Origin of the sequence: Acidovorax sp. Root275, from assembly GCF_001428965.1 — a bacterium.
GTDB lineage: Bacteria > Pseudomonadota > Gammaproteobacteria > Burkholderiales > Burkholderiaceae_C > Acidovorax > Acidovorax radicis.
The window spans coordinates 277,449-295,099 of sequence record NZ_LMJH01000010.1 but is presented as its reverse complement, the minus strand read 5'-3'; the positions used below and the strand labels follow the sequence as shown (position 1 = coordinate 295,099).

The window sequence follows — 17,651 nt, the reverse complement described above, 5'->3', positions numbered from 1 at the left end:
ACTGACACTATGACTTTGGTAGCTGCTCCCGCCCGTCTGTCCACCGCTGCAGCCACTTTTGAGGCTGATTTCGCAGCCCGCCTGCACTGGTCTGCCGACACCGACGCCGCCATCGAGCAGCGCGTGGCCGACATCCTGGCCGACGTGCAAAAGCGTGGCGATGCCGCCGTGCTGGAGTACACCGCCCGGTTCGACGGCCTCTCGGCCCCCGACATGGCGGCGCTGGAGCTGACCCAGGCCGACTTCAAGGCCGCGTTCGACGCCATTCCGCAGGCCCAGCGCGACGCCCTGCAGGCCGCTGCCAAGCGCGTGCGCAGCTACCACGAGGCGCAGAAAAAAGCCTCTGGCGAAAGCTGGAGCTACCGCGACGAAGACGGCACCCTGCTGGGCCAGAAGGTCACGCCGCTGGACCGTGTGGGCATTTACGTGCCCGGGGGCAAGGCGGCGTACCCGTCCAGCCTGTTGATGAACGCCATCCCGGCCCACGTGGCCGGCGTGCAGGAGATCATCATGGTCGTGCCCACGCCCGTGCGCGGCAGCGTGGCCACGGGGGGCTCGGGCGCGCAGCTTGCATCCGACAAGGGCGAACGCAATGACCTGGTGCTGGCGGCTGCCTACGTGGCGGGCGTCACGCGCGCCTTCACCATCGGCGGCGCGCAGGCCGTTGCCGCGCTGGCCTACGGCACGGCCACGATTCCGAAGGTGGACAAGATCACCGGCCCGGGCAACGCCTACGTGGCCAGCGCCAAGAAGCGCGTGTTCGGCACGGTGGGCATCGACATGATCGCGGGCCCCAGCGAAATCCTGGTGCTGGCCGACGGCAGCACGCCGCCCGACTGGGTGGCGATGGACCTCTTCAGCCAGGCCGAGCACGACGAGCTGGCCCAGAGCATCCTGCTGTGCCCCGACGCCGTCTACCTCGACGCCGTGCAGCGCGAGATCGACCGCCTGCTGCCCACCATGCCGCGCGCCGAGATCATCGCCAAGAGCCTCAATGGCCGGGGCGCGCTGATCCTCACCAAGGACATGGAAGAAGCCTGCGCGATCAGCAACCGCATCGCACCCGAGCATCTGGAAGTGAGCAGCACCGACCCACACCGCTGGGAGCCGTTGCTGCGCCACGCCGGCGCGATTTTTCTGGGGGCCTACACCTCCGAAAGCCTGGGCGACTACTGCGCAGGACCCAACCACGTGCTGCCCACCAGCGGCACGGCGCGCTTCTCGTCCCCGCTGGGCGTGTACGACTTCCAAAAGCGCAGCAGCCTCATCGAGGTGAGCGAGGCCGGTGCCCAGGTGCTGGGCACCATCGCCGCCGAGCTGGCCTACGGCGAGGGCCTGCAGGCCCACGCGCAGGCGGCTGAGATGCGCCTGAAGACCCCGCTCAAGCCGCGCTGACGGCGTTCAGGGGCAGCGCGGCGCCCGATGGGGCGGTGCGCGGCACCACCGCCATCGGCTGTGGTGCCGCCACGGGTGCGGGCGGGTGCGCGGCGCCTTCGGGTGCCCGGTGCTGCGCCCAGTTCAGCCGCGCAGGGCGGTGCCCCTCGGCGCTCACCCGCAGCCGCACGGGCCCAGCGAACGACAGGCGCTGGCCGGCCTCCAGAAAATAGTCTTCCAGCAGGCCGTCGCAGGTCACCCAGACACGGCCTTGTTCGACTTCGAGCAAGGCGATCTCGCCCGCGCGGAAGTCCAGCACCTGGACGGCCTGCAGCGGCGGAAGCGGCTGGCGCTTCCATTGCAGGGTGAGGGGCACCGCAAGCTGGCTCGGCAGCGTGGGCGACGGCGGGGTGGGGGTGTGCAGCGTGTTCATGCCTTCACTGTGCGGCCAGGCGGCGCGCGGCGCCACGGACAGGCTCGCACGACCTGAGCCAGTACAGATGAGCTGTACTGGCCATCTGTACTGTACGGGGTGCACCTGCTCTGTACTGGCTTTTTTTGCGGCTGCCAGTACAGAATGCAGCCATGGCCTCCACCGACGACGCACCCCCGCTCTACCTCCAGATCGCCGAACAGCTCGCGCAGCTGATCCGCAATGGCACGCTCGCGCGCGGCGAAAAGCTGCCGTCGGTGCGCGAGCTGGCCCGCCAGCACGGCGTGGCGCAGACCACGGTGGTGCAGGCCTACCACTGGCTCGAAGATGCGCGCCTGATCACCGCGCGCCCGCGCTCCGGCTTCTTCGTGGCGGCGCGGCCGGTGAGCCTGCCCGAGCCCAGCACGCCGCGCCCCATGCGCCGCCCGCGCGAGGTGGCGGTGGACTGGCTGGGCCAGCGCATCCTGGGGCGCAACCAGCCTGAGGACATGATCTCCTTCAGCAGCGGCACGCCAGGCTTTGAGCTGTTCAACCCCGACCGCGTGCGCCGCGCCGTGGTGCGCGCCGCGCAGCGCCATCGCAATCTGCTGTGCACCTACCCCACGTCGGCGGGGCACGAGGATGCCCGCCGCGCCCTGGCCCGCTATGCCGTCGGCATGGGGTGCAGCCTCGACCCCGAGAACATCGTGATCACCGGCGGCTGCATGGACTCCATTGCGCTGTGCCTGCGGGCCGTGACCCAGCCGGGGGACGTGGTGGCGCTGGAGTCGCCCACGCATTTTTCGTTTCTGGAGGTGCTGCAGGGCCTGCACCTGCGCGCGCTGGAGATCCCCACGCACCCGCGCCACGGTTTGTCGCTGGACGCGCTGCAGCTGGCGCTGGACACCCAGCCGGTCAAGGCCGTGATGATCGTCCCCACGCTCAGCAACCCGCTGGGCAGCTGCATGCCGCAGGCCGAGCGCAAGCGGCTGGCGCAGATGGCGGCGCGGCACGACATGGCAGTGATCGAGGACGCGATCTACAACGACCTGGTCGAGGTCGACGAGATGCGCCGCACCGTGAAGTCGTACGACACCACGGGCCACGTGATGCTGTGCGATTCGTTCTCCAAGACGCTGGCGCCGGGGCTGCGCCTGGGCTGGCTGGAGGCCGGGCGCTGGACCGAGAAGGTGCGCGGCATCAAGGACCTGCAGGCGGGCGGCCAGTCGGCCGTGCTGGAACTGGCGCTGGCCGACCTCATCACCCAGGCGGGCCACGCCGCCGCCATGCGCCAGCTGCGCGCGGGCGTGGCGGCGCGCATGGACGAGGCGCGCCGCGTGATCGCATCGCACTTTCCGCAGGGCACCCGGGTGAGCGACCCGCCCGGCGGCTTGCTGATGTGGCTGGAGTTGCCGCGCGCGCTCGATTCGGTGCAGCTGCACGAGGCTTGCCTGGCCCGGCAGATCCTGATCGCGCCGGGCACGGTGTTCAGCACCAGCGGGCGCTTTCGCAACTGCCTGCGCATCGGGGTGGGGGGCGACTGGTCGCCCGCCCACCTGGAGGCGCTGCGCACGGTGGGCGACATGGCCACGCAGATGCTGCAAAGCCAGCGGCAGGCCGCCTGAAATCGCCGCCAGAATAACAAAATAAATTACACGAACTTCGTGGCACACGAAGTTCGTGTAAACTCAATCCCATGAAAAATGTCACCGTGACCATGGACGACACCGTAGCCGAATGGGTGCGCGTGGAGGCCGCCAAGCGCGGTAGCAGCGTGTCGCGCCTGCTCGGTGAATGGCTGGCCGAAAAGATGCGCCAGGAAGACGCCTATGCCCAGGCGATGCGCGAGGCGCTGGGTTTTGAATCCTGGGGCGCGTCCACCGGGCCGTACGTGCCCCGCGAAACCTTGTTTCTGCGCTGAACGGTAGAGAGCCCATGAGCACCGTTCCCATCTTTGTCGACACCGAGATCCTGCTCGCCAGCGTGGATGACCGCGATGCCGAGCGCCAGGCGCGCGCCCGTGAGTGGATGAGCTTTTGCTGGCAGACGCGCAGCGGCCGCATCAGCTCGCAGGTGCTCAACGAGCTGTACAACCAGGCGATCCAGCGCTTTGACGGTCCCCACGTGCTGCAGCAGGTGCGTGCCCAGGTGCGCCGCCTGCGCGTGTGGCTGCCGCCGCACCTCGATTCCTACACCGTGGACGGCGCCTGGGACCTGCAGGACCGCTACCGCCTGGGCTACTGGGATGCGCTCATCCTTTCGTCCGCCCACCAGCAAGGCTGCCGCTACCTGCTGACCGAGGCGCTACCGCATGGTGAGCCGATGGACGCGGTGCGGCCCATCAACCCTTTTCTTGTCACCCCCAACGAACTGGACACTACCGAATGACTACTCCTGCGTCGTCTCCTCTCCAAGCCCTGGCCCGTATCCGCCCCGACGTGCGCGCCATGCACGCGTACGGCGTGCAGCCCTCCACCGGCATGCTCAAGATGGACGCCATGGAGAACCCGTTCCGCCTGCCCGCGCATCTGCAGGCCGCGCTGGGCCAGCGCCTGGGCGCGGTGGCGCTCAACCGCTATCCCGGCGACCGCCTGCTGGACCTGAAGGCGGCGCTGGCCCAATACGCCGGCCTGCCCGAGGGCTACGGCATCGTGCTGGGCAACGGCTCGGACGAACTCATCACCTTGCTGGCCCTGGCCTGCGCGCAACCCGGCACGGGCCAGCGCGCCACCATGCTCGCGCCCATGCCGGGCTTTGTGATGTACCCGCTGTCGGCGCAGCTGCAGGGCCTGGACTTTGTCGGCGTGCCGCTCACCGCTGATTTCGAGCTGGACGAGCCCGCCATGCTGGCTGCCATCGCGCAGCACAACCCCGCCATCACCTACATCGCCTACCCCAACAACCCCACGGCCACGCTGTGGGACGAGGGCGCGGTGCAGCGCATCATCGACGCCGCGGGCGCGCAGGGCGGCATCGTGGTCATGGACGAGGCCTACCAGCCGTTTGCCAGCCGCACCTTCATCGACCGCATGCGGGCCGAGCCTGCGCGCAATGCCCACGTGCTGCTCATGCGCACGCTCAGCAAGTTCGGCCTGGCGGGCGTGCGCCTGGGCTACCTCATCGGCCCCGCGGCCTTTGTGAGCGAGATCGACAAGGTGCGCCCGCCCTACAACGTGAGCGTGCTCAACTGCGAGGCCGCGCTGTTCGCCCTGGAGCATGCCGAGGTGTTCGCGGCCCAGGCGGCCGAGATCCGCGCCGAGCGCACGAAGGTGCTGGCGGCCCTGCGCCAGATGCCCGGTGTCGAAAAATGCTGGGACAGCCAGGCCAACATGATCCTGATCCGTGTGGCGGATTCCGCCAAGGCCTATGACGGGATGAAAAACCGCAAGGTCCTGGTCAAGAACGTTTCTACAATGCACCCCATGCTGGCCAACTGCCTGCGTCTCACGGTGGGCAATGCCGATGACAATGCGCAGATGCTGGCCGCCCTGCAAGCCTCCCTATGACTTCCTCCGCACTCGTTACCTCCAATCCGTCCGGCGCCACGCCCGATCCGATGGCCGACCGCATCGCCGAAGTCAGCCGCAACACCGCCGAGACGCGCATCCGCGTGCGCATCAACCTCGACGGCACGGGGCTGGCCAAACTGCACACCGGCATCGGTTTCTTCGACCACATGCTCGACCAGATCGCCCGCCACGGGCTCATCGACCTCGACATCGACTGCGAAGGCGACCTGCACATCGACGGCCACCACACGGTCGAAGACGTGGGCATCACGCTGGGCCAGGCCTTTGCGCGCGCCGTGGGCGACAAGAAGGGCATCCGCCGCTACGGCCACGCCTACGTGCCGCTCGACGAAGCGCTGTCGCGCGTGGTGGTCGATTTTTCGGGCCGCCCGGGGCTGCACATCGACGTGAAGTTCACGGCCGGCAGCATCGGCCAGCTCGATACGCAGCTGGTGTACGAGTTTTTCCAGGGCTTCGTGAACCATGCGGGCGTCACGCTGCACATCGACAACCTCAAGGGCATCAACGCCCACCACCAGTGCGAAACCATCTTCAAGGCGTTCGGGCGCACGCTGCGCGCGGCGCTGGAGCGCGACCCGCGCTCGGTAGGCGTCATCCCGTCCACCAAGGGTTCCTTGTGAGTTTTTTGAATCAAATCAGGCGCTAGCGCTTGATGGATAAGCGCTAGCAGCTATGAATATGGAAGTGAAAACCGTCGCCGTCGTGGACTACGGCATGGGCAACCTGCGCTCGGTGTCGCAGGCTGTGCAGGCCGCCGCCGAGGGCTCCGGCTGGACCGTGGTCGTTACCCAGCGCCCAGAAGACGTGCGCGCGGCGCAGCGCATCGTGCTGCCAGGGCAGGGCGCCATGCCCGACTGCATGCGCGAGCTGCGCGAATCGGGCCTGCATGAGTCGGTGCTGGAAGCCGCTGCCAGCAAGCCGATGTTCGGCGTGTGTGTGGGCATGCAGATGCTGCTGGACCACAGCGCCGAGGGGGACACCCCGGGCCTGGGCCTGATCCCCGGCGATGTGCGCAAGTTCGACCTGGCAGGCCGCACCCAGCCCGACGGCAGCCGCTTCAAGGTGCCCCAGATGGGCTGGAACCAGGTGCGGCAGATGCCCCATGCAGGTGCCGTGCACCCGGTGTGGGCCGGGGTGCCCGACAACAGTTACTTCTACTTTGTGCACAGTTTCTATGCTGTGCCGCAGAATTCCGTCCATTGCGCGGGTCAAACGGACTACGGCGGTTTGTTCGCCGCCGCCATTGCACGCGATAATATTTTTGCCACCCAGTTTCACCCGGAGAAAAGTGCGGAGCACGGCCTGGCCCTGTACCGCAACTTTCTGCACTGGAACCCCTGATCTCTTAACATCCACCCGTTCGGGCCGAGCCCTGCCTCGCCCTTTTCCTCCCGAACTTCACCACCATGCTGCTCATCCCCGCCATCGACCTCAAGGACGGCCACTGCGTTCGCCTCAAACAAGGCGATATGGACCAATCCACCACCTTTGGCGAAGACCCGGCCGCCATGGCGCGCAAGTGGGTGGATGCCGGCGCGCGCCGCCTGCACCTGGTGGACCTGAACGGCGCGTTCGCGGGCGTGCCCAAGAACTACAGCGCCATCAAGTCCATCCTCCAAGAGGTGGGCGACGATATCCCCGTGCAGCTCGGCGGCGGCATCCGCGACCTGGACACCATCGAGAAATACATCGACGGCGGCCTGCGCTACGTGATCATCGGCACGGCCGCGGTCAAGAACCCCGGGTTCCTGAAGGACGCGTGCAGTGCCTTTGGCGGCCACATCATCGTGGGCCTGGATGCCAAGGACGGCAAGGTCGCCACCGACGGCTGGAGCAAGCTCACCGGCCACGAAGTGGTGGACCTCGCCAAGAAGTTCGAGGACTGGGGCGTCGAATCCATCATCTACACCGACATCGGCCGCGACGGCATGCTTTCGGGCATCAACATCGATGCCACGGTGAAGCTGGCGCAGGCGCTGAGCATCCCCGTGATCGCCTCGGGCGGCCTGTCCAACATGGCCGACATCGAGCAGCTGTGCGCGGTGGAAGGCGAGGGCGTTGAAGGCGTGATCTGCGGCCGCGCCATCTACAGTGGCGACCTGGACTTTGCAGCTGCGCAAGCGCGGGCTGACGAACTGAACGGGTGACCCCCTGAGCGGCTGCGCCGCTTCCTCCCAGGGGGACCGACGCCAGTGGCCTGGCGGAGCCAGTTCCACGGCGTTTGCTGGCCTCGGCAGCGCCCCATCAACGAATCGCTGACTGACTGACCGACATGCTCGCCAAACGCATCATCCCCTGCCTCGACGTCACCGGAGGCCGCGTGGTCAAGGGCGTCAATTTTGTCGAACTGCGCGACGCGGGCGACCCCGTCGAGATCGCTGCGCGCTACAACGCCCAGGGGGCCGACGAACTCACGTTTCTGGACATCACCGCCACTAGCGATGGCCGCGACCTGATCCTGCACATCATCGAGGCCGTGGCCAGCCAGGTGTTCATTCCCCTCACCGTGGGCGGCGGCGTGCGCACCGTGGAAGACGTGCGCAGGCTGCTCAATGCGGGTGCGGACAAGACCAGCTTCAACTCGGCCGCCATCGCCAACCCCGAGGTGATCAACGCCGTGTCGGCCAAGTACGGCGCGCAGTGCATCGTGGTGGCCATTGACGCCAAACGCCGCTCGGCCGAGGATGCCCAGCGCATCGGCGCCCACGGCCAGCCCGTGGGCGCGGGCTGGGATGTCTACAGCCACGGCGGGCGCAAGAACACGGGCCTGGACGCCATTGCCTGGGCCACCGAGATGGCGCAGCGCGGCGCGGGCGAAATCCTGCTGACCAGCATGGACCGCGACGGCACCAAGGCAGGTTTTGACCTGGAGCTGACCCGCGCCGTAAGTGACGCCGTGAGCGTGCCCGTGATCGCCTCGGGCGGCGTGGGCAATCTCGACCACCTGGCAGACGGCATCCAGACCGGTGGCGCCGACGCGGTGCTGGCCGCCAGCATCTTCCATTACGGCGAATACACCGTGGGCCAGGCCAAGGCCCGCATGGCCGAGCGCGGCATTCCGGTGCGCCTGTGATGGCGCGGCTCACAGGCGCGCGCTGGGCGTTGGCGGTGGCCCTCGTCGCCACGGCGCTGCCCGCTGCGGCGCAGGTGCCGCCACCGTCGTATGCGAGTTTTTCCGAGCGACTGCCCTGTGTGCACCGCATTGGCCGGTGTTTTGATGCGACCATCGGCGGCAAGCCGGTGGAGGTGATTGCCGACAAGGCCGAATTCGAAAAGCTCAAGGCCCTGCTGCAGGCGCTGAACAGCAATGTGCGCGACGTGCACTGGATCGTGCGCGAACCCGTGTTGGGCACGCTGGCGCTGGACGTGGAAACCCGCGCCAACGCGCTGGGTCTGCCGCTGGTGGGCGATGAGAAGGAAGAGCCCGATGTCACCGTCTATGCCCTCGACGGCCAGGACCTGGAGAGCGAGTCGGAGCTGGTGGCGCAGCAAAGCGTGCGCGTGAATGGCCAGCCCGTGGTGACGCAGCAGGAAACCCTCACGCAGGATTTTCTGCCCCCGGGGCGTTATGCCTTTGCCATCAAGTACCTGGGCCGCAAGAACTGGGATCGCAAGTGGGTGTTTTTGACCGTGGCGAAGTAAATCTTTGATAAAAATTGGTTCTGGCGCTTGATGGCAAAGCGTCAATAGCTATTATTTTTGTAGCGAAAATTGCAAACTGCGCAGTGCCTCACCTGGACGCAAGCTGCCCGATGGAGCGTCTGGTTTTTCATGGAACTCTCATTTTGATAGCTGCTAGCGCTTGATGGATAAGCGCTAGAGGCAAAAATGACCTTCAATCCGCTCGCCCGGCAGGCGGGCCGGTCCTTCAAATCACCGACAATCCCGCCCATGAACTGGCTCAACGAAGTGAAATGGGACGCGCAGGGCCTGGTGCCCGTGATTGCGCAGGAGCAGGGTACGGGCGACGTGCTGATGTTTGCCTGGATGAACCGTGAGGCCCTTGCCAAGACGGCAGAACTCGGCCGCGCCGTGTACTTCAGCCGCTCGCGCAAGAAGCTGTGGTTCAAGGGCGAAGAATCCGGCCACGTGCAGACCGTGCACGAGATCCGCCTGGACTGCGACAACGATGTGGTGCTGCTCAAGGTCACCCAGCTTGGCCACGAGCCCGGCATCGCCTGCCACACGGGCCGCCACAGCTGCTTCTTCAGTGTGCTCAAGGATGGTGCCTGGAGTGCCATCGACCCGGTCTTGAAAGACCCTGAATCCATCTACAAGTAAGAGCCATGAGTTCCAACGATTCTCTGGCGCGCCTGGCGGCCATCATTGAAAGCCGCAAGCCTGCCAACGGCGGTGACCCGGACAAGAGCTACGTCTCGCGCCTGCTGCACAAGGGCCCTGATGCGTTTTTGAAGAAGATCGGCGAGGAAGCCACCGAAGTCGTCATGGCGGCCAAGGACGTGGACCACGGCGCCGACAAGTCCAAGCTGGTCTACGAAGTGGCCGACCTGTGGTTCCACTCCATGGTGGCGTTGGCCCATTACGGGTTGACGCCTGCTGATGTGCTGACCGAGCTGGAGCGCCGCGAGGGCACCAGCGGCATCGAGGAAAAAGCCTTGCGCAAGGCCGTTGCGCGCACTGCCGAAGAAGGGGCTCCATGAACGACATCATCGACGTGCAAAGCAATGAGCAGAAGGCCCAGGGCCTCAAGAACGTCGGCTGGGTCAGCTATGTGCTGCACCTCATCGTGGCCGTGGGGGCTGTGCTGCCGGGTGCGCAAGCCAGCGCCCTGCTGCTGGTCATTGCGCTGGTGATCGATCTGGTCAAACGCAGCGATGCCGAGGGCACCTGGCAGGCCAATCATTTTTCGTGGCGCATCCGCTCGACGATCTGGGCCGGTGTGCTGTATGTGGTGACCTCGCCCCTGTGGCTGTTGTTGATTGCGCCGGGCTGGATCGCCTGGGGCATCATTTCCTTGTGGTTCCTGTACCGCATCGTGCGCGGCATGCTGGCCATGAGCAAGAACCAGGCGGTGGATGCCTGAACCCACAGCGCCCCGGCCGCACTTGCCCTCCTTGCCACGGCTGAACCTGGCCCTGCAGGGCGGAGGCTCCCACGGTGCGCTCACCTGGGGTGTGCTGGATGCGCTGCTGGAGGATGGCCAGTGGCAGTTTGATGGCGTGAGCGGCACCAGCGCTGGCGCGATGAATGCCGTGGCCATGGCGCATGGCTTTGCCAAAGCCGCACAGGAGCACAAGGATCCGCACGAAGCGCACCTGGCCGGTTGTGCCCAGGCGCGTGAAACGCTCACCCGGCTGTGGGAGGGGGTGGGCACGCTGGGCAGCCTCATGTGGGGCTCCCCCCTGTCGGCTGCCAACCCGATGATGGGCCTGATGCGCCAGTGGCTGTCGCCCTACCAGACCAATCCGCTCGACATCAACCCGCTGCGCCGCCTTCTGGAGCATGAGGTGGACTTTGACCTGCTGTGCACCGTACGCCGCGCCAGCGCTGCGGCGGGCGGGCCCAAGGTGTTTGTGTGCGCCACCAACGTGCGCACCGGGCGCGGTGAAATTTTCTCGGGCTCCCGGCTGAGCGCGGATGCCGTCATGGCATCGGCCTGCCTGCCGTTGCTGTTCAAGGCGGTGGAGATCGATGGCGAGCATTACTGGGACGGCGGCTACTCGGGCAACCCGGCGCTGCATCCGCTCATTTATCAGACCGAAACCTCCGACATCCTGCTCGTGCAGATCAACCCCATCGAACACCTGGAACTGCCCGATTCAGGCCAGGAAATCATGGAACGCATGAACGAAGTCACCTTCAACGCCAGCCTGCTGGCCGAGCTGCGCGCCATCGAGTTCGTGCGCCGCCTGCTGGCCGAGGGCAAGCTGGATGCGCGCCGCTACAAAAACGTGCGCATGCACCGCATTGACGGTGGCGCGGTGCTGGCGCCCTTTGGCGCCGACAGCAAGTCCCGTGCGGACCTGGCCTTTGTGCGCAAACTGTTCGCCCTGGGCCGCACGGCCGGGCAGGAGTGGCTGCACGCGCACCGCAAGGATGTGGGCGTGCGGCCCACCATCAAGATCGCTGACAATGCGTGAGCCCCCTGTGTCGCCTGCGGCGCCTTCCCCCCAAGGGGGACGCCACCCGTGGCCTGGCGGAGCCAGTTCCACGGTGGCGCTGGCCCTGAGGCTCGCCGGTTTCGACGGCTTGGGGTGGTGAGCAGCGACCGGTGAACTGTTAACTTCGTACCGACATTTTTCTCATGCACGATCCGAACTGCCTTTTCTGCAAGATCATCGCGGGCCAGATTCCTTCGAAGAAGGTTTATGAAGACGAAGAAATTTTCGCCTTCCACGACATCCACCCCTGGGCGCCGGTGCACTTTCTGATGGTTCCCAAGCTGCATATCCCTTCGATGGCGCAGGTCACCGCAGAGCATGCGGGGGTTCTGGGGCGCATGATGGCGCTGGCGCCCCAGCTGGCTTTGGAGCAAGGCTGCAACCCGTACCCGGAAGGTGGCTTTCGCGTCGTGGTAAACACGGGGCTTGAAGGTGGGCAGGAAATCCACCACCTGCATGTCCACGTGATGGGTGGCCCCCGCCCGTGGCTCAAAGGCTGAACCAGGCTGACAGGCGCCGCAGATAGTTGTACGAAGGCATGCCGCCGCCGTGAACTCCTGCCTTGCCCCCCGTCTAAAATGATTGCAATTCGTTAGGAGATTTTTCATGGGCTCTTTTTCCATCTGGCACTGGCTGATCGTGCTGCTGATCGTCGTCATGGTGTTCGGCACCAAGAAGCTCAAGAACATGGGTTCTGATCTCGGAGGCGCCGTCAAGGGCTTCAAGGACGGCATGAAGGACGGTTCGGCCGATGCGGCAGCCACCACCACACCACCCGCAGGCCAGGTTGCCAACAACCCGGCGGCTGACAAGACCACCATCGATGTCGAAGCCAAGCAAAAGAGCTGAGCGGGCCGTTCCGGCTGGCACCCGCACGCTTTGCGCTTGACCCATGATTGATATTGGCCTGTCCAAGATGGCGCTGATCGGCGCGGTGGCACTCATTGTCATCGGGCCCGAGAAGCTCCCCCGCGTGGCCCGCACGGTGGGCACGCTGCTGGGCAAGGCCCAGCGCTACGTGTCCGACGTGAAAGCCGAGGTCAACCGGTCCATGGAGCTCGATGAGCTCAAGAAGATGAAGGACACGGTGGAGAGCGCCGCACGCGATGTGCAGAACTCCATCCAGACCAGCGCCAGCGAGTTCGAGAAAGACTGGGCTGCCGCCACGGACACCAGCAACAGCGACCTGCATGGGTCGCAGGCTGCCGTGGTGCCCGCCTACAAGCACCCCGGCAAGAACTGGCGCCTCAAGCGGGGCGCGGTGCCCCAGTGGTACAAGGCCCGAAGCGGTGTGCGCACTAAGGCCCAGTCCGGTGCGGCCCGTGTGGCACGTTTCCGTCCCCGTAAATTCCACTGATGCAGCAGCCACCAGCGCCCCGCGCGCTGCATGGGCGGCCCTGACGCCCACGAAAACCCAACATGTCCGAAACCCCTTCCCAAGAAGACGAGCTGGCCGGTACCGAGCAGCCGTTTGTGCAGCACCTGATGGAACTGCGCGACCGGCTGGTCAAGGCCATCATTGCCATCGCCATCGCGGCGGCGATCCTGTTTTTCTTCCCCGGCCCAGGCGCGCTGTATGACTTTTTGGCGGCGCCGCTGGTGGCGCACCTGCCCAAGGGCGCCACGCTGATCGCCACATCGGTGATCTCGCCGTTCATGGTGCCGCTCAAGATTTTGCTGATGTCGGCCTTTTTGCTGGCGCTGCCCTTCGTGCTGTGGCAGGTGTGGGCCTTCGTGGCACCAGGCCTGTATTCGCACGAGAAGAAGCTGGTGCTGCCGCTGGTGGTCTCCAGCACGCTGCTGTTCTTCATCGGGGTGGCGTTTTGCTACTACCTGGTGTTCGGCCAGGTGTTTGCCTTTATCCAGAGCTTTGCCCCCAAGAGCATCACGGCCGCGCCAGACATCGAGGCTTACCTGAGTTTCGTGCTGTCGATGTTCCTTGCGTTTGGCCTGTCTTTTGAGGTGCCGATTGCCGTGGTGGTGCTGGCGCGCATGGGCATCGTGAGCGTGCAGAAGCTGCGTGAATTCCGTGGCTATTTCATCGTGATCGCGTTTGTGATCGCCGCCGTCGTCACGCCGCCCGATGTGGTTTCGCAGCTGTCGCTGGCCGTGCCCATGTGTCTGCTGTACGAGGTGGGCATCTGGGCAGCGCAGATCTTCATCAAGCACACCAAGGCGCCGGAAGATGCCGATGAAGTGGCTTCCAACCCCTGAATGTGAAAATTTTGGATCTTAATGGACTCTGGCGCTTTCTGGATAAGCGCTAGCAGCTATATTTTTAATAGCTGACGGGTTGCATCAGCAACCGTGCCGCCATGTTCTGCGCGCAGCCCCTGGAAACTGGCGCGTGCCCAATACCAGTGCCACCACGGAACCGGCTTCGCCGGGCCGCTGGAGGCGTCCTCCTTTGGGGGAGGACACGCAGCGGCTCAGGGGGCTTACCGTTTCACATTGCGCTGGGGCCGGGGGCGCACCCCGGGGTTGATGCTCAGCTCCACGATCTTTTCGCCACGCTGCACGTTGAACGGCGCCGCAGTGCCGGGTTTCAGCGCGGCCACGGCGGTCAGCAGCTCGGACACATTGCCCACGTTCCTGCCTTCCACGCGCACGATCACATCGCCGGGCCGCATGCCGGCCTGGGCTGCAGGGCCGTCCTGCAGCACGCCGGTGATGATCACGCCCTCTGTGGCTTTTACGCCGAAGGTCTCGGCCAGTTCGGGCGAGAGTTCGTTGGGCTCCACGCCGATCCAGCCGCGCGTGACCTGTCCATCCTTCACGATGCCGTCCAGCACCATGCGGGCCGTGGACACGGGGATTGCAAAGCCGATGCCCATGCTGCCGCCCGAGCGCGAGTAGATGGCGGTGTTGATGCCCATGAGGTTGCCGTTCACATCCACCAGCGCGCCGCCCGAGTTGCCAGGGTTGATGGCCGCATCGGTCTGGATGAAGTTCTCGAAGGTGTTGATCCCCAACTGCGTGCGGCCCAGTGCGCTCACGATGCCGCTGGTCACCGTCTGGCCCACACCGAACGGGTTGCCGATGGCCAGTACCTGGTCGCCCACGGCGAGCACATCCGAGTTGCCCAGCACGATGACGGGAAGCTTGTCGAGCTCGATCTTGAGGATGGCCAGATCGGTGTCTGGGTCGGTGCCGATCACGCGGGCGCGGGCGCGGCGGCTGTCGGTCAGCGTCACTTCGATTTCGTCGGCGCCTTCCACCACATGGTTATTGGTCAGGATGTAGCCATCGGGGCTCACGATCACCCCGCTGCCCAGCCCGGCCTGTGCCTGGGCACCCTGGTCGCCAAAGAAGAACTGGAACCAGGGGTCGTTGCTGCGCGGATGGCGCACGGCCTTGCTGGTATTGATGCTCACCACCGCAGGCGCTGCCTGGCGCGCCGCACCGCTGAAGCTGCCCGCCGCCGGTTGCGGGCTGGTGGTGGTGGCCGGGGCTTCCCGCAGCGCAATGCCTGCGCCGGAACGTGTGGTGGCTCCCCGGCCCAGCCAGCTGGGCTGAAGGGTGGCGACAACGAAGTAGGCCGCAACGAACACCGTCACGGCCTGGGAGAACAACAGCCAGATGCGTTTCATGAAATTCTGTACAGGTGGTGGGCTGAAGAAGGGGGGCGCGTCGGTGCCCGCGCCATGGTTGCCTTCCGGAGAAAAGCATTGTCTCCCAATGTGTGGGTGCGGGCCACGCGCGACAATAGCTGCATGAGCATTTCCCGCCCCGAACTTCTGCAGGCGTTTGACAGCCTGCTGCAACCCGAGCGCTTCAAGGACTATGGCCCCAATGGCCTGCAAGTGGAGGGCAAGGCCGAGATCACGCGCATCGTCAGTGGTGTGACGGCCAGCCGCGCCCTGATCGAGGCGGCCATCGCTGCCCGCGCCGACGCGATCTTCGTGCACCACGGCCTGTTCTGGCGCGGGCAGGACGGCCGCGTGACGGGCTGGATGAAGCAGCGGCTGCAACTGCTGCTGGCGCATGACATCAACCTGTTTGCCTACCACCTGCCCCTGGACGCGCACCCTGAACTGGGCAACAACGCCCAGCTGGGCCGTGTGCTGGGCCTGGTGGCCGACGCGCGGTTTGGCGAGAACGATCTGGGCTTTGCCGGGCCTGCCGCGTTTGCCCATGGGCAGGCACTGGCAGACCATGCCTCGCAGGTCCTGGGCCGTGCCGTCACCTGGGTGCCGCCAGAAGGCGCCGCCGCACAGCGGGCTGTCCGCCGCGTGGCCTGGTGCACGGGTGGTGCGCAGGGCTACTTCGAGGCGGCGATTGCGGCCGGGGCGGACGTGTTCATCACGGGCGAGATTTCAGAGCCCCAGGCGCATCTGGCCCGGGAGATGGGGGTGGGCTTCATTGCCGCGGGGCACCACGCGACCGAGCGCTATGGCGCGCCTGCGGTGGCGGCGCAGGTTGCAGGGCAGTTCGGGCTGAGCCACCAGTTCATCGAGATCGACAATCCTGCCTGATGGTGGGTGGTGTTTTCTTATTTGCTATTAAAACAATAGCTTGCAATGCATGTTGGTAAAGCGCTGAAGCCTTTTTCTCTGAAATAAAACTGCCATGAAGTCCTTCGCCATCACCCAGGGTGACCCTGCAGGCATCGGCCCCGAAATTGTGGCCAAGGCATTTCGCGATGCACCGGCCGATTTGGCGGGCTGCTTCGTGGTCGGCGATGTCGCCACTCTGCGGCGCGCGGCGCAGGCCATCGTGCGCCCCGGGGTGCCGATGGTGCCCGTGGCGCAGATCACCGCGCCCACCGATGTGCTGGAGGTGCCGCCCCGCTGTGTTCCGGTGCTGCAGCTGCCGGGCATTCCTGGCCCGCAACCCTGGGGTCTGGTCAGTGCCGCTGCGGGCCGCGCCGCCGCTGACAGTGTGGTCTGGGCCGCGCGGGCAGCGCTGCGGGGCGAGGTGGCGGGGCTGGTCACAGCGCCGTTGCACAAGGAGGCCTTGTCGGCCGCGGGCGTGGCGTTTCCGGGCCACACCGAGCTGCTGCAGGCTGAGGCCGCCGCACACCAGGGGGTCGCGTTGGCGCAAATGCCTGTGCGCATGATGCTCGCCAGCGACGAGCTGCGCACCGTGTTGGTCAGTATCCACATGTCGCTGCGTGAGGCCATTGCCGCGGTCACCACGGACAACGTCCTGCAGACGCTGCTGATCACGCACGCCGCCCTGGTGCGCAGTTTGGGCCGGGCGCCGCGCATCGCGGTGGCGGGGCTCAATCCCCACGCGGGCGAGGGCGGGCTGTTTGGCGGCGAGGAGGCCGAGGTGATTGCGCCGGCGATGGTCGCCGCGCGCGCGCAGGGGCTGGATGTGCACGGCCCTTTTGCGCCCGACACGGTGTTCATGCGCGCGCGCAGCACGCCGCAGCGTGTGGGCGAATTCGATGTGGTGATTGCCATGTACCACGACCAGGGGCTGATCCCGGTGAAGTACCTGGGCGTGGACAAGGGGGTGAATGTGACGCTGGGCCTGCCCTTGGTGCGCACCAGCCCTGACCACGGCACGGCCTTTGACATTGCGGGGCAGGGTGTGGCCGATGCGGCCAGCCTCATCGAGGCGGTGCGCATGGCGCGCCAGCTGTCCGCGTAGCGGGTCGGTGTTTCTGCTGCACGTCACCCCGGTTACGGGATGCGCGCAGCCTGTGCCATTGGCGCGCCCTGGGCCAGCGCCCCCGCGCAAGGGCCGCCCCGCCGCGCTGGGGGCGTCCCCCTCCCGCATGGCGCCGCCATGCGAGAGAGGGGGAAGGCGCGAAGCGACTCAGGGGGTGTTTACTTCCTTAAGCTGTCCCTGATCTCGCGCAACAGCACGATGTCCTCGGCGGGTGCGGCCGGGGCTTCAGGGGCGGGCGCGGGGGCTTCGCGCTTGAGGCGGTTGATCTGCTTGATCATCATGAAGATGATGAACGCCAGAATGATGAAGTTCACGGCTACGGTCAGGAAGTTGCCGTAGGCAAACACCGGCACGCCTGCTTTTTTGAGCGCATCCAGTGTCATGGCCGTGCCTGGCGGCGCCGTGCCCAGCACCACAAAAAGGTTGGAGAAGTCGAGCTTGCCGAACACCAGTCCCACCACCGGCATGATCAGGTCGGACACCACCGAATCCACGATCTTGCCAAATGCCCCCCCAATGATCACGCCCACGGCGAGATCAATCACATTGCCCTTGACCGCGAATTCCCTGAACTCTTGCATCATCCCCATGGTG

General features: G+C 66.0%; 23 protein-coding genes. 20 read left to right on the top strand and 3 right to left on the bottom strand.

The genetic code is table 11. The features are described from left to right. Positions 1 to 9: 9 nt before the first annotated feature. Positions 10 to 1,395 (top strand): histidinol dehydrogenase, encoded by a 1,386-nt coding sequence (hisD, locus tag ASE52_RS20800; RefSeq protein WP_057228913.1) that lies wholly within the window; start codon positions 10 to 12, stop codon positions 1,393 to 1,395. Here the strand turns inward: hisD and ASE52_RS20795 are convergent. Next, the gene (locus ASE52_RS20795) at positions 1,382 to 1,807 is read right to left on the bottom strand and encodes a DUF2917 domain-containing protein (RefSeq protein WP_057229643.1); all 426 of its coding nucleotides are present in this window, start codon (positions 1,805 to 1,807) and stop codon (positions 1,382 to 1,384) included. The two genes, hisD and ASE52_RS20795, sit on opposite strands and share 14 nt — an antisense overlap. A 152-nt stretch (positions 1,808 to 1,959) precedes the next feature. Between ASE52_RS20795 and ASE52_RS20790 the strand changes: the two genes are divergently transcribed. From ASE52_RS20790 to tatC, 17 genes are all read left to right on the top strand, one after another. Continuing rightward, entirely contained in the window at positions 1,960 to 3,411 is a 1,452-nt protein-coding gene (locus tag ASE52_RS20790) for a PLP-dependent aminotransferase family protein (protein ID WP_057228911.1), read from the top strand. Between the two features lie 71 nt (positions 3,412 to 3,482). After that, positions 3,483 to 3,707: a hypothetical protein gene (locus tag ASE52_RS20785; RefSeq protein ID WP_010462084.1), complete on the top strand. Its 225-nt coding sequence runs from the start codon at positions 3,483 to 3,485 to the stop codon at positions 3,705 to 3,707. Between the two features lie 14 nt (positions 3,708 to 3,721). Next, complete coding sequence (locus tag ASE52_RS20780; protein ID WP_057228908.1) at positions 3,722 to 4,174, top strand: PIN domain-containing protein; 453 nt, start codon at positions 3,722 to 3,724, stop codon at positions 4,172 to 4,174. After that, on the top strand, positions 4,171 to 5,292 hold the full coding sequence (hisC, locus tag ASE52_RS20775; protein ID WP_057228906.1) for a histidinol-phosphate transaminase: 1,122 nt from the start codon (positions 4,171 to 4,173) through the stop codon (positions 5,290 to 5,292). The genes ASE52_RS20780 and hisC overlap by 4 nt, the downstream gene beginning before the upstream one ends. Then, on the top strand, positions 5,289 to 5,936 hold the full coding sequence (gene hisB / locus ASE52_RS20770) for an imidazoleglycerol-phosphate dehydratase HisB (RefSeq protein WP_057228903.1): 648 nt from the start codon (positions 5,289 to 5,291) through the stop codon (positions 5,934 to 5,936). Before hisC ends, hisB begins: the two co-directional genes overlap by 4 nt. A gap of 52 nt (positions 5,937 to 5,988) precedes the next feature. Then, positions 5,989 to 6,657, top strand: a complete 669-nt coding sequence (gene hisH, locus ASE52_RS20765; RefSeq protein ID WP_057228901.1) for an imidazole glycerol phosphate synthase subunit HisH — start codon at positions 5,989 to 5,991, stop codon at positions 6,655 to 6,657. 65 nt (positions 6,658 to 6,722) lie between these two features. Further along, entirely contained in the window at positions 6,723 to 7,463 is a 741-nt protein-coding gene (hisA, locus tag ASE52_RS20760; RefSeq protein ID WP_010462075.1) for a 1-(5-phosphoribosyl)-5-[(5-phosphoribosylamino)methylideneamino]imidazole-4-carboxamide isomerase, read from the top strand. A 125-nt stretch (positions 7,464 to 7,588) separates the two neighbouring features. Next, the gene (gene hisF, locus ASE52_RS20755; RefSeq protein WP_057228899.1) at positions 7,589 to 8,389 is read left to right on the top strand and encodes an imidazole glycerol phosphate synthase subunit HisF; all 801 of its coding nucleotides are present in this window, start codon (positions 7,589 to 7,591) and stop codon (positions 8,387 to 8,389) included. Further along, positions 8,389 to 8,958: a hypothetical protein gene (locus ASE52_RS20750; RefSeq protein ID WP_057228897.1), complete on the top strand. Its 570-nt coding sequence runs from the start codon at positions 8,389 to 8,391 to the stop codon at positions 8,956 to 8,958. Before hisF ends, ASE52_RS20750 begins: the two co-directional genes overlap by 1 nt. A gap of 240 nt (positions 8,959 to 9,198) precedes the next feature. Next, the gene (gene hisI, locus ASE52_RS20745) at positions 9,199 to 9,597 is read left to right on the top strand and encodes a phosphoribosyl-AMP cyclohydrolase (protein WP_181147543.1); all 399 of its coding nucleotides are present in this window, start codon (positions 9,199 to 9,201) and stop codon (positions 9,595 to 9,597) included. 5 nt (positions 9,598 to 9,602) lie between these two features. Continuing rightward, positions 9,603 to 9,977, top strand: coding sequence for a phosphoribosyl-ATP diphosphatase (locus ASE52_RS20740; protein ID WP_010462066.1), 375 nt, complete (start codon positions 9,603 to 9,605; stop codon positions 9,975 to 9,977). Continuing rightward, positions 9,974 to 10,360, top strand: coding sequence for a membrane protein (locus ASE52_RS20735; RefSeq protein WP_010462065.1), 387 nt, complete (start codon positions 9,974 to 9,976; stop codon positions 10,358 to 10,360). The genes ASE52_RS20740 and ASE52_RS20735 overlap by 4 nt, the downstream gene beginning before the upstream one ends. Continuing rightward, positions 10,353 to 11,417 (top strand): patatin-like phospholipase family protein, encoded by a 1,065-nt coding sequence (locus tag ASE52_RS20730; protein ID WP_057228895.1) that lies wholly within the window; start codon positions 10,353 to 10,355, stop codon positions 11,415 to 11,417. Before ASE52_RS20735 ends, ASE52_RS20730 begins: the two co-directional genes overlap by 8 nt. A 164-nt stretch (positions 11,418 to 11,581) precedes the next feature. Further along, entirely contained in the window at positions 11,582 to 11,938 is a 357-nt protein-coding gene (locus ASE52_RS20725) for a histidine triad nucleotide-binding protein (protein ID WP_057228893.1), read from the top strand. 106 nt (positions 11,939 to 12,044) lie between these two features. Next, positions 12,045 to 12,287: a Sec-independent protein translocase subunit TatA gene (gene tatA / locus ASE52_RS20720; protein WP_010462059.1), complete on the top strand. Its 243-nt coding sequence runs from the start codon at positions 12,045 to 12,047 to the stop codon at positions 12,285 to 12,287. 43 nt (positions 12,288 to 12,330) lie between these two features. Further along, complete coding sequence (gene tatB, locus ASE52_RS20715) at positions 12,331 to 12,795, top strand: Sec-independent protein translocase protein TatB (protein WP_010462057.1); 465 nt, start codon at positions 12,331 to 12,333, stop codon at positions 12,793 to 12,795. Positions 12,796 to 12,857: 62 nt separating this feature from the next. Next, positions 12,858 to 13,652, top strand: coding sequence for a twin-arginine translocase subunit TatC (tatC, locus tag ASE52_RS20710; RefSeq protein ID WP_010462055.1), 795 nt, complete (start codon positions 12,858 to 12,860; stop codon positions 13,650 to 13,652). Between the two features lie 224 nt (positions 13,653 to 13,876). Here the strand turns inward: tatC and ASE52_RS20705 are convergent, their stop codons facing one another. Next, positions 13,877 to 15,028, bottom strand: a complete 1,152-nt coding sequence (locus ASE52_RS20705; protein ID WP_057228891.1) for a trypsin-like peptidase domain-containing protein — start codon at positions 15,026 to 15,028, stop codon at positions 13,877 to 13,879. A gap of 123 nt (positions 15,029 to 15,151) precedes the next feature. Here ASE52_RS20705 and ASE52_RS20700 point away from each other — a divergent pair, with 123 nt between their 5' ends. Continuing rightward, positions 15,152 to 15,913, top strand: a complete 762-nt coding sequence (locus tag ASE52_RS20700) for a Nif3-like dinuclear metal center hexameric protein (protein WP_057228889.1) — start codon at positions 15,152 to 15,154, stop codon at positions 15,911 to 15,913. A 94-nt stretch (positions 15,914 to 16,007) separates the two neighbouring features. Then, positions 16,008 to 17,036, top strand: a complete 1,029-nt coding sequence (gene pdxA, locus ASE52_RS20695) for a 4-hydroxythreonine-4-phosphate dehydrogenase PdxA (RefSeq protein WP_057228887.1) — start codon at positions 16,008 to 16,010, stop codon at positions 17,034 to 17,036. A gap of 179 nt (positions 17,037 to 17,215) precedes the next feature. Here the strand turns inward: pdxA and mscL are convergent, their stop codons facing one another. Then, on the bottom strand, positions 17,216 to 17,647 hold the full coding sequence (gene mscL, locus ASE52_RS20690) for a large conductance mechanosensitive channel protein MscL (protein WP_057228885.1): 432 nt from the start codon (positions 17,645 to 17,647) through the stop codon (positions 17,216 to 17,218). Positions 17,648 to 17,651: the final 4 nt, after the last annotated feature.

Coding starts and splice junctions, on each gene's coding strand:
- ASE52_RS20750 (WP_057228897.1), top strand. CDS start 8,389: ATGGCGCGGCTCACAGGCGCGCGCTGGGCGTTGGCGGTGGCCCTCGTC.
- tatB (WP_010462057.1), top strand. CDS start 12,331: ATGATTGATATTGGCCTGTCCAAGATGGCGCTGATCGGCGCGGTGGCA.
- hisD (WP_057228913.1), top strand. CDS start 10: ATGACTTTGGTAGCTGCTCCCGCCCGTCTGTCCACCGCTGCAGCCACT.
- hisB (WP_057228903.1), top strand. CDS start 5,289: ATGACTTCCTCCGCACTCGTTACCTCCAATCCGTCCGGCGCCACGCCC.
- hisC (WP_057228906.1), top strand. CDS start 4,171: ATGACTACTCCTGCGTCGTCTCCTCTCCAAGCCCTGGCCCGTATCCGC.
- tatA (WP_010462059.1), top strand. CDS start 12,045: ATGGGCTCTTTTTCCATCTGGCACTGGCTGATCGTGCTGCTGATCGTC.
- ASE52_RS20730 (WP_057228895.1), top strand. CDS start 10,353: ATGCCTGAACCCACAGCGCCCCGGCCGCACTTGCCCTCCTTGCCACGG.
- hisF (WP_057228899.1), top strand. CDS start 7,589: ATGCTCGCCAAACGCATCATCCCCTGCCTCGACGTCACCGGAGGCCGC.
- ASE52_RS20700 (WP_057228889.1), top strand. CDS start 15,152: ATGAGCATTTCCCGCCCCGAACTTCTGCAGGCGTTTGACAGCCTGCTG.
- ASE52_RS20735 (WP_010462065.1), top strand. CDS start 9,974: ATGAACGACATCATCGACGTGCAAAGCAATGAGCAGAAGGCCCAGGGC.
- ASE52_RS20740 (WP_010462066.1), top strand. CDS start 9,603: ATGAGTTCCAACGATTCTCTGGCGCGCCTGGCGGCCATCATTGAAAGC.
- ASE52_RS20780 (WP_057228908.1), top strand. CDS start 3,722: ATGAGCACCGTTCCCATCTTTGTCGACACCGAGATCCTGCTCGCCAGC.
- ASE52_RS20705 (WP_057228891.1), bottom strand. CDS start 15,028: ATGAAACGCATCTGGCTGTTGTTCTCCCAGGCCGTGACGGTGTTCGTT.
- hisA (WP_010462075.1), top strand. CDS start 6,723: ATGCTGCTCATCCCCGCCATCGACCTCAAGGACGGCCACTGCGTTCGC.
- hisH (WP_057228901.1), top strand. CDS start 5,989: ATGAATATGGAAGTGAAAACCGTCGCCGTCGTGGACTACGGCATGGGC.
- ASE52_RS20725 (WP_057228893.1), top strand. CDS start 11,582: ATGCACGATCCGAACTGCCTTTTCTGCAAGATCATCGCGGGCCAGATT.
- ASE52_RS20785 (WP_010462084.1), top strand. CDS start 3,483: ATGAAAAATGTCACCGTGACCATGGACGACACCGTAGCCGAATGGGTG.
- tatC (WP_010462055.1), top strand. CDS start 12,858: ATGTCCGAAACCCCTTCCCAAGAAGACGAGCTGGCCGGTACCGAGCAG.
- mscL (WP_057228885.1), bottom strand. CDS start 17,647: ATGGGGATGATGCAAGAGTTCAGGGAATTCGCGGTCAAGGGCAATGTG.
- ASE52_RS20790 (WP_057228911.1), top strand. CDS start 1,960: ATGGCCTCCACCGACGACGCACCCCCGCTCTACCTCCAGATCGCCGAA.
- pdxA (WP_057228887.1), top strand. CDS start 16,008: ATGAAGTCCTTCGCCATCACCCAGGGTGACCCTGCAGGCATCGGCCCC.
- ASE52_RS20795 (WP_057229643.1), bottom strand. CDS start 1,807: ATGAACACGCTGCACACCCCCACCCCGCCGTCGCCCACGCTGCCGAGC.